Genomic DNA, 13,847 nt, shown 5'->3' with positions numbered 1-13,847 from the left:
CGTACTGATAAGCATCAGGATAATCGCGAACATCCTGGCGCAATACCTCAAGATCAATCTTGCGTTGGCGAAACCCTTGAGGTTTACGATGGATGCTCTTAACCCAGCGCGTCACGCTTGCCACGCCAACATCAAACCGGGCCGCCACCTCGGCTATCGTAAGTCCTTCTTTCTTTCGGACAGACAGGACTTTACGGCGGAAATCTAATGAATATGCCATCTTTACATTATAATCAAAATTATCTGGTTATGCTATAAAAACAAGATTAAGCGTATTGTTGCCCATCGCTTAGCACATGGCATCCCCATATTCAATGACCAGCTGAGTCACATCGTCAGTGGTCACACAATAGTTCAACGCCCACTCCCCATTCTTGGTCAAACAAATATCGACACCTGTGCCTAAGGGTGCTATGAGGGCGACAAGTCCAACTGGGAAGCACTTACGTGCGTTGAGCTTGATCCATGGCACTTCTTCCGGCAACGCCCGTGAACTTTCGCGAGGTTAAGCCGCTTGAGGTTACATGGGAAGATATTTGACAAAAACTCCTTATCACTGCATCTTATCAGTACCGTGTGAAATATTAATGCAAAACTGAATAATCTTGAGCAGTAGCCCGCGATAATAGCTCTGGCTACTTGGTGGTCTGATTCCGATTCCCGAACTCAAAAATCAGCTTAAGATGATCGCGGTGCCGGAAGAAGAACGTGGCCGCTATTACATAATAAGTAAAGTCATAGAATTACGCGCGACTATCAAATGGATTATTTTCAGCATTGGCATTGGTAAACGGAGAAAACAACCTAAATTTTATGAATAGAAAATGCTTGAAATCGCCTCAATTGCTTCTATCTACACAAGGCTTGGTTAGTAAATTTTTACATCAGAAAGATCACCGAGTTATAACAATTAAGCGCAGCTGATGTTATATTCACAAGATGAACTATAAGTAAGGTACTTGGGTCAATATGCCTGCTAAAATAAAAGAGCAGTATTTTATATTTATGATTGGAGGTCATTAAAATGAATCAAAATTATTCAACAGTTGCCCAAAGATCGTCATCTGTTTTGGCAACTAACAAGGTATTGCGTAATACTTACTTGCTGCTATCGTTGACGTTGTTGTTCAGCGGTTTAACTGCTGGGCTTTCAATGTTCTTAAATATGCCACCGATGACCTATTTGATTTCTGTCATTAGTGGCATGGTAATTGCCATGTTTGTATTACCGCGTTTTGCCAACTCTACAGCTGGGATCGGGATTGTTTTTCTGATTACTGGCTTGCTGGGATTTGGACTGGGACCTATGTTAACTATGTATGCTTCACTGCCTAATGGTGGAAATATCATTACATTGTCACTGGGGGGCACAGGTGTCATATTCATGGGATTATCCGCGTATGCACTTGCTACACGAAAAGATTTTAGCTTTTTAGGTGGATTCCTGATGGTGGGTTTCTTGTTAGTATTAATTGCTGCGTTGGCGAATATTTTCTTACAGATACCTGCAATGTCATTAGCGATATCATCTGTCGTTATCCTGATCATGAGTGGTTTCATTTTATACGATACTAGCCGTATTATTCATGGCGGCGAAACCAATTATGTGTTAGCAACGATTGGGCTATATATGACAATTTTCAATATCTTTATCAGCTTGTTACAAATTCTAGGCATTATGGGTAACGATGATTAATTGTCAATCACTATAGCTAGCTGTTCAAAGCCCCGGCTTGACCGGGGCTTTGTTTTTAGAGCGAAATATATGGAAGGAGAAGAGGTCTGGATATGGATTGGATGCAAATTGCCTCTGCATTAGCGTTAGGGATGTTCTTAATAATTTTATTCCCTGCAGCACTGCAAATGATGAAGAACAGCCCTAAAGCTGCACCTTCGGATTGGAAGGCTGTGATCGTTCCTATGATAATAATTGTTTTGTTCATCATGTTGTTAATTAAATTAGTTTAAGCCAAGCTTTTATTGATACAAATTTTGGACTATAAGAAGATAGGATGGCGCGTTGATTTTAAATTCTTGCGAAGTAAAAGTCACTTGATCCGCAGCCATATGAATGAGCTTTTCCACCAGCAATAGCGCTTATTATTATATGATATGTAGCTCCCTAGACTTCCTTGCTGCTCCTGTTTGTGTGCCACCGTACAGACTGGGTTAATAGCATAGGTACAATAGAGGCTCGTCTTTATTCTTCGCCTTAAGGCCGGAGACCTGACTAAAGAAGCTTTGCTATGAGTAACGCTACCGATCCTATATGCAAGCGTATATTGATAAGGGCATGAAGAGAAGACCCAAGGTGGCGTAGTAATCGAATTGATGAAAGTGATACGTTACGAAGCAATGATGAGGATCGCCCACTAATTAGATTTTGATGCGGGATATCTTCTAGCCTTTTTCCGATAAGCCGGCTTCCCCATACTGGCAATTAACATTCGTGAGCGGAAGAACGGGGAAGTTACTTGCTCGGCATTACGTCATTCAGCAGCCAAGTGCTCTATTGAGGAAGATATAAGGATATTAGACATTGCTTATCCTGATACGCCATTGACCACGATATCTAAAAGGGACCATGATGAACAGATTTAGCAAAACCTATGCCGTTATTGCATTTCTCGTAGCCTTACCCACTGGAGTTCCAGCCCCACTAGCATTAGCAGAAAAAGTAACCCAACCTGAAACAGCACCGCCCGGTGAGTCTAAATCGGCAAAAACAAAAATGCTAGAAGCCGGCGCTAAGCTTTTGCAAAGCAATGATCCTCTAAAGAAGTTTGACATCTACCTCGTGGGTTTTCATCCCATGAAGGATCATCCGGAAAACCAGATGGAGGCTCATCATTACTGTCACCAGGTTAATGAAGATTTTGCCCAGTGTGTGTTATTCGATGGCAATACCAAAGATGCCAACCTGAATGGTATCGAATATATTATTTCCGAAAAGCTTTTCGCTACCCTACCCGAAGAAGAGAAAAAATACTGGCATCCTCATAATGGCGAAATCTTGTCCGGACAACTGGTCGCCCCCAATATTCCCGACATTGCCGAAAAAGCATTGATGAAGGAAAAAATGAACAGCTATGGTAAAACTTGGCATGTCTGGAATACGGGCTTTTATAAAGGCACGCCAGCCGACCTGCTCCCTCTGGGGAATCCAATGCTTGGCTGGTCGTTTAATCGTGATGGCGAAGCCATGCCTGGTCTCGTCGAAGAACGTGACAGAAAGATGGATATCAATACGATGGAAATACGCAAAAAGCGCGATGACTTGCATAAGTTTGCAAATCCTCAATCAGGTGTCGATGACCTGAAGGGAAAATTCGGGCGTCCGCTCCAGGATATTCCAGGAGTGGTGGATAAAAAAAGCGTAAATAATTAAAAATTAAAATGGATGAAGGTAGCTACAGGACAGCTAAAAAAGACTCATTTTCCCAGAATTGTGGTCAGGTAATGAATATTGGAGAGTATAAGCAGTTGCACCAACAGCGGTTGGGCTATCATTCGCAAGAACAAGAATTCTGGATTCTGGATCTGGCCTTATTTGCGGTGAAAAAAGAATATCACGGGTTGATGTGACATTTGATCTTATTCAGCATCTCCACTTCATACTGCTTGACCTAGCACCGAATCAGTTTGGGCAACCTCTCTAACTGCCTGCCTACCATAACATGGACATAGATTACGCTTTGATGCTTTAACCTTGAATTCCAGCGTTAATGCCATGGCCATAATCTCTTCATCTTTTAATCTCATTGCCAACTCCTAAGCTATTAATGAAATTAAACGGATCAAAATAAGCGTTTATTCAGGATAGCCGACTACGAGAAGGGCTCATGCTGGAAGACTACTATTTCATCCTTCGTGCGGTATCGTACAGATAAGTTTATAAGAAGTGAGTTACGATGTCGATACAGCGATTATGCTGGTTAATTTGGAGGCTATCATGAAATTTACTTTAAAAAATACAGTTTGTTCTTCGATAGTTGCAAGTCTTATCTTTTTTGGTCTGAATGGTCTCCTGCATGCAGCAGAACCCGATACCAAAAGCTCTACAGGGCAGTCTTCATCACAAGGTAGTTCTATGTCAGGCAGTTCCTCATCTGGACAAGGAAGCGCTCCAAGCCATAATGAAAGGTCTATCGATCCTTCCGAAGAGCCTTACTCGAGCGGAGACAAAGGTATGGCACCCACTTCCACAGGATCGGATAATGCTCCTGGACCTGCTGAGCAGCCTGGTGCAAAAAAGGGAGAAAGTAGTTCAACGACTGGACAGCCTTCGTCGCAAGGTGGTTCCTCAAACGACCGAGAAAATATGCGGCGCAATTATTAATTATTAAATAAATACCAATCTGATGTGAAGATGCAGGGGGATAATTTTCTATCTTCCTGCACCCTTGCCCTCTTTATCTCTGCCTTTTAGATTTCCAGATGTGCTTGCTTGCTTTATCACATAGCATAGCGAGGAGACCGCAGCAAAAACATTTATAACATGGTAATGGCCGGCTAAGGTTTTTAGAAATGCTTAAGAATGGTTGTCATTGATTACAATGGGTTATGTTATCGCTATTTTGCCTGGTGGACTACTATTATTATCTCATCAGCGAAATATTTGACAGCAATACAATTTGTCATAGAAGACTTGCATCATCAATCTGAAATAAGGCGGAATTTGAAGGCCAGATTAAATCTGGCCTTATTTGCTATCTAACTTACTTGCTATCCATTAGTTAAGAATGTCATACCTACCTAAAATCCATATAGAACCAGTATTTATCTGCTACAGCTTGATAGATTTTAAGGCAAATGGTGCGGATGGTATAGCCAAAATAAAAACCATTTTCTGGTTTATGTACGCTTTCGTACAGATAATTACCTGATTTTACTGCTAGGATAAACTCTCCTTTTACAAAGGAAGTCTAAATATCACTAGCGAATGCTTGTTGGCGCTTGTGATAGGGATATTTGTTGTTGACGACGTGGTTTTGAATTGTTATTAGCAGCAAAATTAACATGGCTAATCGCAGTTCTTTAAAAACTCCACCAAATTAATAAGCCTCGAACCGCTTTATTGCGTGCCGATAAATCAATCAAAAAGCCAATAGGAGTTAAATCATGATACACAGTAAATTTCTTTTCAGCATAGCGTCCATAATCGGTCTCAGTTTTTTATTTACTTGCGCATCCGCACAAACTAGTGAAAAGCAGAATTGGGAAAAGGCCAGTAATCCGAAGAGTAATGCTGAACAACCCTATGGTAGTGGCGATAATGTTGAATGGGGCTCCACTGATGTAGCCTACGATATCACTGCCAAAAATTTTATGGATATGCATGTTGTTGATCAGACTGGCAAGAAGGTTGGTAAAATTGATGACTTGATATTGAGCACAAAAGAAAAAGTTGCTTATGCAATCATATCAGTGGGCGGCCTACTCGGCATTGGGGATAAATCGGTCTCTGTCCCATTTCAGGATATAGAAATACGCAAAGCAAAGAAAGAAGCTGTGATTAAACTTTCTAAGCAACAGTTAGAAAAAATGCCTGAGTTTAAATTGCAATCTGTCGCTGACCGTAATTATCAGGCAGAAAAACTCCCTGCAACTAGTGGCACTGAAGATTACGATATAAACGCTAAAAAGCTTTTTGATATAGACGTCGTCGATAAAAATGGCAAAAAGGTAGGTGAAGTTGATGACTTGTTATTGAGTCAAGATGGCAAAGTTATGTATGGAATAGTGGATGTGGGTGGTCTGCTCGGTATGGGAAAAAAATCGGTTGCCGTACCATTTCATAACTTAGAAGCTAATAGAACAGAAGAGAGAGTTTTATTAAATGTTACTAAAGATCAGTTAGAAAAAGCACCAGAGTTTAAATTTAAAAATAAGGACGAATAAGTTTATTCCTTACCTCCGGGCAAGCCCGGAGGTTGTATTACATAACCACCTTAGAACACATTTTGCATGTTTTTTACCGAGGCTATTAATCTCCATTTGTACACTGAATCTCCATCGCACAAATTGTTCAGTAAAAGTTATACTATCATCGCATATCATATTTTTTCTCAGCACTAAGGTTTTAGTGACAATTTGGAGATTATCAGTTGGAAAGAAAAAAACGATTTAAATATAGCCAAGCAGCAAAAACAACCTCCAGCACTAACGACAGTTGGGGCTATGGTTCGCGAGAACAAGCACACTTGTGATTCTGGATTTATCTCCATTTGCACTTATAAAATTCAATTCATAAAGTCAGCAACACATCCAACGTTAGTAACGTCAGAGGGCGTTTTGAACGCGCATATCACTTTTATTGTAAAGAAATAATAAATAGCTTAATAACTAAGCACTATTGCTAGATAAATATAAGAGATCCTAAATCCACCTTTATCCTCCATTAAACTTCTCTATTAGAAGCGGAACCGCTATCATCGGCTGGATCGCCGATCCAACTCTTGTGAGTGTATAGTTCACTTAAGCAATTCCGCCACAGATTTATGGTTGAGATGGATTGCATTCACCCACATGATCAATGGAAGCACCTGCTGCTGCTGCCTCGCATGCATTACCATAGGTTATTCCATTGCAACCACAGACTGGCTCATACTGTCTTGTGCAAATAGTAGGTTTTTCCTTGCAGGTGCCTTCTGCATCGGCAATCTTGCAATGACCGATACCAAAATCACAATATTGTTGCGTACTTGCACATTGTTTGCCCTGGATCCCGCCACAGCTTTGTGGTTGGTTGATTACATCAATAGGTTCACAAGCTTTAGTTAATTCTACGTTATAGAAAGTACCAGAGGGAGGGTGAATAGCGTTTAGTCTCTGTATAAAATCACTGAATTTTTCTGGAGTTGCACTAAAACCCGCCTCGGCACATAAAGACATGCCACCTTCTATAAAAATGGGTCCCCCTGCTCTAGGACTATATACATACAGCGTATCGACAGCTCCATCCTTAAACGCATGACCGATAACCTTGCGAACTCTGTGTTCAGAAGCAGAATCAACAGCGCCTCCAGTACCACCAATGCTGACATTAACCGCACGATGTTCTGCATGCACGGATATTGTATTGAACAAGAATGCTCCACCTATTAAGACGTATGCCAGTCCTTTCATTTTTCTATCACTTATTAAAACATAAGAATTAATTAACCAGGTTATGAGTATGTGCATAGCTATTACCTCCATAGGCTGAAAAAGAATCTATTTATGTATAAATCCCTCAACGATGAAATATTTATGCGTCTCTCTATGTTCTCAGAGTCCGCACAGCTATTACGTGTACAATTGGCAATTATTGCTGTACTTCATCATTCATGTATAAATGTTTATAAGGATTGATTGATTTACCATACCAACTTATATTCGGCTCCGTTTTGATGCTGAATTGTTTGCCATCATTCTTCCTTTTATCACCTCCTGTCGCATGGCAGAACGATTAGGTGACTCATTATTTCCAGATAGTACAAAAACATTAGAGTGTTGACCAGTAATTCCATTCCTATTTCATAAGTAAATTTATAATCCAGAGCCATGCTTGCTTCTTCTATTATTCTTGGCATTAACAAGCAAGCCGCCCCTTGGCTTGCCTCTACCCTGACTCGCCGTTCAGAAACGAAATCCACAAGTTGATAGTTTTATTTAATTCAATCTATTACGATTGAATAGATCAAATGGTTTATTTTCAGCATTAATGGGCAAAGAAAATGCTTTAATTCAAAGCGTAGAAAATAGTGCGTCTGGATTATTTTCCACGTATAAGAGTTGGGTTGAAATGCCACAGCTGAATCTGTCGAAATGGAGATCTTTAAAGCTAAGTGTGTGCGTTATCTTAGTTGCCTCAGATTGCTATAAATATTTCCGCTTCAAGTACCCTAGAAAAGGTTTCGACGATAAGTCTTGACCGGTCACACGTTGGATCAATTCCTGCGGAAAAAGACTTGAGCCGTGCTGATAGATGTTCTCCTTCAGCCATGAATGCAGTACGTTAAAATTTCCCTGCGTCATCGCCTCGGGTATTTCCGGGTGGGCCTTAAGAGCAGCATCGTAGCACTGCGCACTAAAGAGATTGCCAATCGTATAGCCTTGGAACATTCCACCGATGCTTCCGTAATACCAATGCACGTCCTGAAGACAGCCTTGCGTGTCGGACGGGGGGCGTATGCCCAGGTCAGACTCATACCGATCGTTCCACATGCCGGGCAGATCTCTCGCCTTAAGTGAGCCATCCAAAAGCTGCGATTCAATGTCAAAGCGAATCATAACGTGTAGATTGTAGGTCACTTCATCGGCATCAGTTCGAATCAACGAAGGCTGTACGTGGTTAATGCCGTGATAAAATTCTTCGAGCGAAACATCCTGAAGCGTATCAGAAAAATGAGCCTGCAGATGAGGATAAAAATAGGCCCAAAATTCGCACGACCGACCTACCAGATTTTCCCACAGCCGACTTTGGCTCTCGTGAATCCCGGCGGAAGTGCCGTGTCCCAGAATAGTTCCGTCCAAGCTTGGCGAAATTCCTATTTCATAAAAGGCATGACCGGACTCATGTATGGTGCTGAAAATGCCGTCACAGAGATTCGTCTCATCGACCCTGGTCGTGATACGGACATCCCCCGCTCCAAGCTTTGTCATGAACGGATGATGAGTGAGATCCTGGCGTCCACGATTGAAGTTATAACCGATACTCTGGGCCAGCCAATTTAAAAATTCCAATTGTCGGGACTTTGGATAGACCCGTGACAAGAAGTCAGTCCGCGGTCGCGTGTGAGAGGACAACTCCCGCACCAATGGTACGAGATCCTGTCGGAGGTCAGCAAAAAGTGTAGTGAGACCCGCGGTCGTCATACCGGGATCAGCATCCTCGATGTGCGGATCCATAGGATGAACCCATGCGGTCTCACCGGAGTTGAAAAAATCCGAGATAGCCTGTGAGTACTTGACAGTTTTTTCCAGAAACGGTGCCACTGCGTTGAAGTCATTTGCTTTCCGAGCATGGATCCAAACATCGTAAGTTTCAGCCATGTGTTGAAGAAATTCAGCCTTGAAAGCGGAAGGGATTTTCGACGCCCGCGTAAACTGGCGGCAGGCCAGGCGCAGGAACGCCCGATCGTCTGTAGACAACGTTGCATCTGGCAACCCCGATGCGGTTTCCAGAAGCGCGGCCAAAGCTGGATCAATCAATTTTTCGTGGGCGGCCTTTTCAACCGTGGCAATCATACGGCCGCGTGATGCTGTTCCGTCTTGAGGCATGTAAGTAGACATATCCCAATGAAGCACGGAGCCTGCCCGCCGCAGGTCATCGATTTCGGCAAACCGGGCCTTTAAAGACTGGAGGGCTGTATGCATGAGAACATTGTCCTTTCTTAAGTGAGCGACGTATAGCAAAAATAAAAGTGCTTATACATATCAGAAACAAAGGTATAAGAATGTGGATACAGTGTCAAACACATTGAACAGAAATCACAAATTCAAAAATTGGATATGTTATCGGCAGGTAAAATTGCTGAATTTCAGATCTGAAGCTCTTTATCCTTAACTAGTGACTACCGGGTTTTGCCACCCACCGGGCGGCACGACGCGCTGATCGAGCTCTATCGGTCCCCAAGTGCCCGGCTCGTATTCATATACCGGCGTGTTCGCTTTCAGGACGGGGTCGATGATACGCCATGCTTCTTCCACGTAGTCTTGGCGCGCAAACAACGTCGCATCGCCTTCCATCGCGTCATCAAGTAAACGTTCGTAGGCATCCGCGTGCTCAGCGCCGGGGTGGCGGCTTGCCAGCAACTCAATTTGTTGACCAACCATCTTATCCTCAGGATCGTTCACTGTCAGGCCGAAAGCACCGGTAATATCGGGGCTGATACGGAAACGAAAGTAGTTTCTCTGTGGATCACAGGTCGAAAACACGGTTGGTGGTCGGCGTAAACGTACCAGAATCTCCGTGCATGTCACAGGCAGCGACTTGCCTGCGCGGATATAAAATGGTACGCCTTGCCAGCGCCATGAATTGACTTTCAGACGCAATGCGGCGAACGTCTCGACCTGCGAATCCGGCGCCACACCAGCTTCCGTGCGGTACCCACGAAACTGCCCGCGAATCAGGTTGGTCGTTTCAATTGGCGGAATGGCCTTCAATACCTTTACCTTCTCGTCGCGCATCGACTCACTATCGGTGCGCACCGGCGGTTCCATTGCTAGATTGGTCAATATCTGGAAGAGATGGTTCTGCACTACATCGCGGATGGTGCCGATCTGGTCATAGAATGCGCCACGGCCTTGCACCCCGAAATCTTCTGCCATGGTAATCTGTATGCTCTCGACGTGGTTCCGGTTCCAGAAGGGCTCTAACAGCGCATTGGTGAATCGGAAGAACACCATATTATGCACGGGCCGCTTGCCTAGGTAGTGGTCAATACGGAAGATGGCTTCTTCGGCAAACGTTTCCAACAGGATGCGGTTGAGCACCTGTGCAGAAGATAAATCTCTTCCAAATGGTTTCTCCAGGATGAGGCGTGCTCCATTGGTACAGCCGGCCTTGACGAGTTGCTCGACTACTGTCCTGAAAAGCGCAGGCGGGATGGCGAGATAGTGTACCGGTCGTTGGGCCGCCCCCAGCTCTCTGCGAAGAACCTGAAAAGTAGCCGCATCGTTGTAATCACCGTCTACATAGTGCAGTAACCCTGACAGCGTATCAAAAGCTGCGACATCAAGCCCGCCGTGCTTCTCAATACTCTCCCGAGCACGCGCTCGTAGTTGCCCAAGCGACCACCCGGATTTAGCCACGCCAATCACCGGCACGTTCAAGCTGCCGTGCTTCACCATAGCGTGTAATGACGGGAAGATTTTCTTGTAGGCTAGATCACCCGTTATTCCAAAAAAAACCAGTGCATCGGAACGCAGGCTATTCATGATGAGTGCCTCACTTGTCTGGTTTCTCAAGGTGACCGCCGAATTGGAGGCGCATCGCCGAGAGCAATCTGTCCTGATAATCCGCCTCACCGCGCGAACTGAAGCGTTGATAGAGTGCGGCGGAGAGCACCGGCACCGGCACGGCTTCGTCAATCGCTGCCTTAATTGTCCAACGTCCTTCACCGGAATCAGATACCCATCCGGAAAATTGCTTCAGATCGGCATCTTCGAGGAGCGCTGCCGCTGTCAGGTCGAGCAACCATGAAGCAATGACACTGCCACGCCGCCACACTTCGGTAATATCACGCAGATTGAAGTCATATTGATAATGCTCGGGGTCGCGCAGCGGTGTCGTTTCGGCATCGATCACATGATCCTGTTTACCGATATTAGCATCACGCAGTACTCCCAGCCCCTCGGCATATGCAGCCATCAGGCCATACTCGATGCCGTTATGTACCATCTTGACGAAGTGTCCGCCGCCGTTCGGCCCGCAGTGCAAGTACCCTTGTTCCGCCGTACCGCCGATCTCGTCGCGGCCCGGCGTGCGCGGGATGTCATTTCCTCGCCCGGGCGCCAAGCACGCAAAGATTGGATCAAGGTACTGGACCACCTTGGGCTCGCCGCCGATCATCATACAATATCCGCGCTCCAAACCCCAAACCCCCCCGCTCGTACCTACATCCACGTAGTGGATGCGCTTAGCAGAAAGTTCTTTTGCGCGACGGATATCATCGACATAGTATGAATTACCGCCGTCGATCAGAATATCGTCGGGATCCAGCAACGGCGATAGGCCTGCGATCGTCTTATCTACCACCGCCGCAGGAATCATCAACCATACTACGCGCGGCTTTGCGAGCTTCTCCACAAGATCATCCATTGACGTGGCGCCAATGGCTTTCTCGTTAACTAATTCCTTCACTGCTTCCGGCGACAAGTCGAACACTACGCACTCGTGGCCGACATTGGTCAGGCGCCGCACCATGTTGGCACCCATTCGTCCAAGACCGATCATACCTAATTGCATTATTGTTCTCCTCTTGAGCGTGACTGCTTTTGTCAAAGCGGGCGCACCTTAACCTCTCGAAGATGACAATAAATTCTTCATGCCGGCGCGCAAATTTATAGAGAAAAAACACAATTCCCCATTAGAAACGAAAGTACTAGAAAGCGGCTGAAGTGTCAAACATATTGATAAACGGTTAAAAATTCAAAAATTTGTTAAAGTGTTAGTTTTACATTAAAGGTACTGGTTCCAATTTTTTTATTGCCTTTCAAGCGCAGGATACTCAAGGAGAAAAGATCGACCAGTCAGGAAGAGAGCAATTAAGGGTGACATGGGTCCGCGCTTTCAAAAGGTCCGAAATGTGATTATTCTGGAATATATAGCGCATCTCAAACTAAAGGGCTTTTGAATAAATTATAATGGAAACACATGATTCCATGCCTCAGTTATCAGTATTGGTTGATAGATTCTTATTGTGCTATTCAATAGCTACAGAACAGCTTACGTTAATAAAACCAGATGCGTAAGTTCACGCGCACTCTTGTTGATTGAAGAAGATTTTATGAAGCGACGTACTTTGTTACAAATGCTCGGCCTGGCAGCCGTATTTCCGCTGGTTCCCGCATGCTTTCGCGCACAAGTGGTAGGCGAAGCGATCACCCCTATTACGCCTCTCAACAAACCCCATCAGGAATGGCGTAAATTGCTCTCATCCAAGGCTTATCAAATCCTGTTTGAGGAAGCCACCGAACGTCCAGAATCCAGTAATCTGGTTTATGAGGATCGTGCAGGCATCTTCATTTGTGCCGCCTGTTATCTACCCTTGCTTGAAAGTGCACATAAGTACGAGAGTTGGACGGGCTGGCCGAGCTTTACCCAGCCGATCGCCGGGCATGTAGCGACTAAAATCGACTTTAAGATGATCTGGCCACGCACGGAATATCACTGCGTGCGCTGTGGCGGTCATCAAGGCCATGTATTCCGCGACGGCCCGCCTCCGCGTGGAGAACGCTGGTGTAATAACGGAATTGCTCTAAAGTTTGTGCCAAAAGACGAGCAACTGCCAGCCCTTCGGAGCTGATCAGAAAAGTTGCCGCAAACTTATCTGCTTCTTTCTCTTCTCAATACCAGCTTCTTCTGTTTACTAACCCATCTTTTTACGGTGCAGAAAATAAATAATGTCCCATCTCATGTGCCTGCGCCACATCAAAAGCACTAAAACCAAATCAGGAGCCCATGAAACCACTTAACCCGTGAGAGAAGCTATACTTAATCAGCAAACCTACACCGGCAAACTAAACGACCTCGTCCTACATAACTCCGTAAAGCACGTCAATATTCATTACCGCCCTTCCTATCAAACCGGTCTATTTTTTCATCAACACTTCTTTCAAAAGGTGAAAATCCGATTCTGGTAGACTAACAAATGGATCATAAAGATTAGGATCAAATAAGAAAAATTTATGGTCGATGTGTTCCTCAATTTCCAAAGAATGGAGAAGATTATTTCAACGTTAAGCCTTTATGAGATCTTCCAATTGAGCTCGCATCAACTTCCATAATTCAGACTGATGATATGGAATTTTTTTAATGAGCCTGGTTTTAAACCTTCTAATAATGCGAAGGAAACCAGTCTGTTGCAGAAAATAGTGATCATTAATAAATTAAGGGTCTTAGGAAGTTAAGCACTTATTAAGGTGTGTTAACTTACTGAGATGAATGGTAAAAATAGATACTACTTTCGTTCTCGAATTAGAGAAGCGAAATTTAGCCAACTTATTCGGTGCTTTTCTCTGGATTTCACTGCTACGAGCACAGCAAAATTGACCGGTATCTCGATTCGATCCGTTAATAGCATTTACCTTAAAATACGGCAGCGAATTGCCTGTTGTTGTGAGCTTGAATCGCCTCTGCA

The 13,847-nt window shown here is 44.3% G+C and carries 14 protein-coding genes and 1 pseudogene; 8 read left to right on the top strand and 7 right to left on the bottom strand.

Annotated elements, in window-relative coordinates; translation table 11 throughout:
• Together BM283_RS15185 and BM283_RS18980 are read right to left on the bottom strand one after the other, a co-directional pair.
• Positions 1-220, bottom strand: a 220-nt coding sequence (locus BM283_RS15185) for an IS630 transposase-related protein (protein ID WP_217646475.1), incomplete at its 3' end; no start/stop codon positions are given.
• A 69-nt stretch (positions 221-289) separates the two neighbouring features.
• Positions 290-472: a hypothetical protein gene (locus BM283_RS18980; RefSeq protein WP_175492172.1), complete on the bottom strand. Its 183-nt coding sequence runs from the start codon at positions 470-472 to the stop codon at positions 290-292.
• A 552-nt stretch (positions 473-1,024) separates the two neighbouring features.
• Here BM283_RS18980 and BM283_RS15180 point away from each other — a divergent pair.
• The 4 genes from BM283_RS15180 (at position 1,025) to BM283_RS15165 (ending at position 3,585) form a co-directional block, all read left to right on the top strand.
• A complete protein-coding gene (locus tag BM283_RS15180; RefSeq protein WP_074666400.1) occupies positions 1,025-1,696 on the top strand; it encodes a Bax inhibitor-1/YccA family protein in 672 nt (223 codons plus the stop codon).
• Between the two features lie 92 nt (positions 1,697-1,788).
• Entirely contained in the window at positions 1,789-1,968 is a 180-nt protein-coding gene (locus tag BM283_RS15175) for a hypothetical protein (protein ID WP_074666402.1), read from the top strand.
• Positions 1,969-2,584: 616 nt separating this feature from the next.
• Positions 2,585-3,388 (top strand): OBAP family protein, encoded by an 804-nt coding sequence (locus tag BM283_RS15170; protein WP_254776396.1) that lies wholly within the window; start codon positions 2,585-2,587, stop codon positions 3,386-3,388.
• A gap of 8 nt (positions 3,389-3,396) precedes the next feature.
• Entirely contained in the window at positions 3,397-3,585 is a 189-nt protein-coding gene (locus tag BM283_RS15165; RefSeq protein ID WP_090694588.1) for a hypothetical protein, read from the top strand.
• A gap of 27 nt (positions 3,586-3,612) precedes the next feature.
• On the opposite strand, the gene BM283_RS18975 is transcribed toward BM283_RS15165, so the two are convergent.
• Positions 3,613-3,762, bottom strand: a complete 150-nt coding sequence (locus tag BM283_RS18975; RefSeq protein ID WP_175492171.1) for a hypothetical protein — start codon at positions 3,760-3,762, stop codon at positions 3,613-3,615.
• Positions 3,763-3,952: 190 nt separating this feature from the next.
• On the opposite strand from BM283_RS18975, the gene BM283_RS15160 reads away from it, so the two are divergent.
• Together BM283_RS15160 and BM283_RS15150 are read left to right on the top strand one after the other, a co-directional pair.
• Positions 3,953-4,339, top strand: a complete 387-nt coding sequence (locus BM283_RS15160; protein WP_139225296.1) for a hypothetical protein — start codon at positions 3,953-3,955, stop codon at positions 4,337-4,339.
• Positions 4,340-5,121: 782 nt separating this feature from the next.
• Positions 5,122-5,901: a PRC-barrel domain-containing protein gene (locus BM283_RS15150; protein WP_090694582.1), complete on the top strand. Its 780-nt coding sequence runs from the start codon at positions 5,122-5,124 to the stop codon at positions 5,899-5,901.
• A gap of 597 nt (positions 5,902-6,498) precedes the next feature.
• On the opposite strand, the gene BM283_RS19600 is transcribed toward BM283_RS15150, so the two are convergent.
• From BM283_RS19600 to gnd, 4 genes are all read right to left on the bottom strand, one after another.
• Positions 6,499-7,185 carry a Kazal-type serine protease inhibitor domain-containing protein gene (locus tag BM283_RS19600; RefSeq protein WP_217646551.1) on the bottom strand — a complete coding sequence of 229 codons (687 nt, stop codon included), beginning with the start codon at positions 7,183-7,185 and terminating at the stop codon, positions 6,499-6,501.
• Positions 7,186-7,860: 675 nt separating this feature from the next.
• Positions 7,861-9,360, bottom strand: coding sequence for a carboxypeptidase M32 (locus BM283_RS15140; RefSeq protein WP_090694580.1), 1,500 nt, complete (start codon positions 9,358-9,360; stop codon positions 7,861-7,863).
• A 186-nt stretch (positions 9,361-9,546) separates the two neighbouring features.
• Positions 9,547-10,923 (bottom strand): glucose-6-phosphate dehydrogenase, encoded by a 1,377-nt coding sequence (gene zwf / locus BM283_RS15135; RefSeq protein ID WP_090694578.1) that lies wholly within the window; start codon positions 10,921-10,923, stop codon positions 9,547-9,549.
• 10 nt (positions 10,924-10,933) lie between these two features.
• Complete coding sequence (gene gnd / locus BM283_RS15130; protein WP_090694575.1) at positions 10,934-11,953, bottom strand: phosphogluconate dehydrogenase (NAD(+)-dependent, decarboxylating); 1,020 nt, start codon at positions 11,951-11,953, stop codon at positions 10,934-10,936.
• 541 nt (positions 11,954-12,494) lie between these two features.
• Here gnd and msrB point away from each other — a divergent pair.
• Entirely contained in the window at positions 12,495-13,013 is a 519-nt protein-coding gene (gene msrB, locus BM283_RS15125) for a peptide-methionine (R)-S-oxide reductase MsrB (protein WP_090694571.1), read from the top strand.
• Positions 13,014-13,647: 634 nt separating this feature from the next.
• A pseudogene (locus BM283_RS15120) lies at positions 13,648-13,847 on the top strand (IS1595 family transposase); the annotation flags it as partial.

Origin of the sequence: Nitrosomonas sp. Nm34 (assembly GCF_900113925.1) — a bacterium.
Lineage (GTDB): Bacteria > Pseudomonadota > Gammaproteobacteria > Burkholderiales > Nitrosomonadaceae > Nitrosomonas.
Note: the sequence above shows the minus strand (reverse complement) of the source record. Positions and strands in the feature narration are given on the sequence as shown.

What these genes read in the sequence shown, in the direction of transcription:
- BM283_RS15180 (WP_074666400.1), top strand. Translation starts at nt 1,025, where the DNA reads ATGAATCAAAATTATTCAACAGTTGCCCAAAGATCGTCATCTGTTTTG.
- BM283_RS15175 (WP_074666402.1), top strand. Translation starts at nt 1,789, where the DNA reads ATGGATTGGATGCAAATTGCCTCTGCATTAGCGTTAGGGATGTTCTTA.
- BM283_RS15170 (WP_254776396.1), top strand. Translation starts at nt 2,585, where the DNA reads ATGATGAACAGATTTAGCAAAACCTATGCCGTTATTGCATTTCTCGTA.
- BM283_RS15165 (WP_090694588.1), top strand. Translation starts at nt 3,397, where the DNA reads ATGGATGAAGGTAGCTACAGGACAGCTAAAAAAGACTCATTTTCCCAG.
- BM283_RS18975 (WP_175492171.1), bottom strand. Translation starts at nt 3,762, where the DNA reads ATGAGATTAAAAGATGAAGAGATTATGGCCATGGCATTAACGCTGGAA.
- BM283_RS15160 (WP_139225296.1), top strand. Translation starts at nt 3,953, where the DNA reads ATGAAATTTACTTTAAAAAATACAGTTTGTTCTTCGATAGTTGCAAGT.
- BM283_RS15150 (WP_090694582.1), top strand. Translation starts at nt 5,122, where the DNA reads ATGATACACAGTAAATTTCTTTTCAGCATAGCGTCCATAATCGGTCTC.
- BM283_RS19600 (WP_217646551.1), bottom strand. Translation starts at nt 7,185, where the DNA reads ATGCACATACTCATAACCTGGTTAATTAATTCTTATGTTTTAATAAGT.
- BM283_RS15140 (WP_090694580.1), bottom strand. Translation starts at nt 9,360, where the DNA reads ATGCATACAGCCCTCCAGTCTTTAAAGGCCCGGTTTGCCGAAATCGAT.
- zwf (WP_090694578.1), bottom strand. Translation starts at nt 10,923, where the DNA reads ATGAATAGCCTGCGTTCCGATGCACTGGTTTTTTTTGGAATAACGGGT.
- gnd (WP_090694575.1), bottom strand. Translation starts at nt 11,953, where the DNA reads ATGCAATTAGGTATGATCGGTCTTGGACGAATGGGTGCCAACATGGTG.
- msrB (WP_090694571.1), top strand. Translation starts at nt 12,495, where the DNA reads ATGAAGCGACGTACTTTGTTACAAATGCTCGGCCTGGCAGCCGTATTT.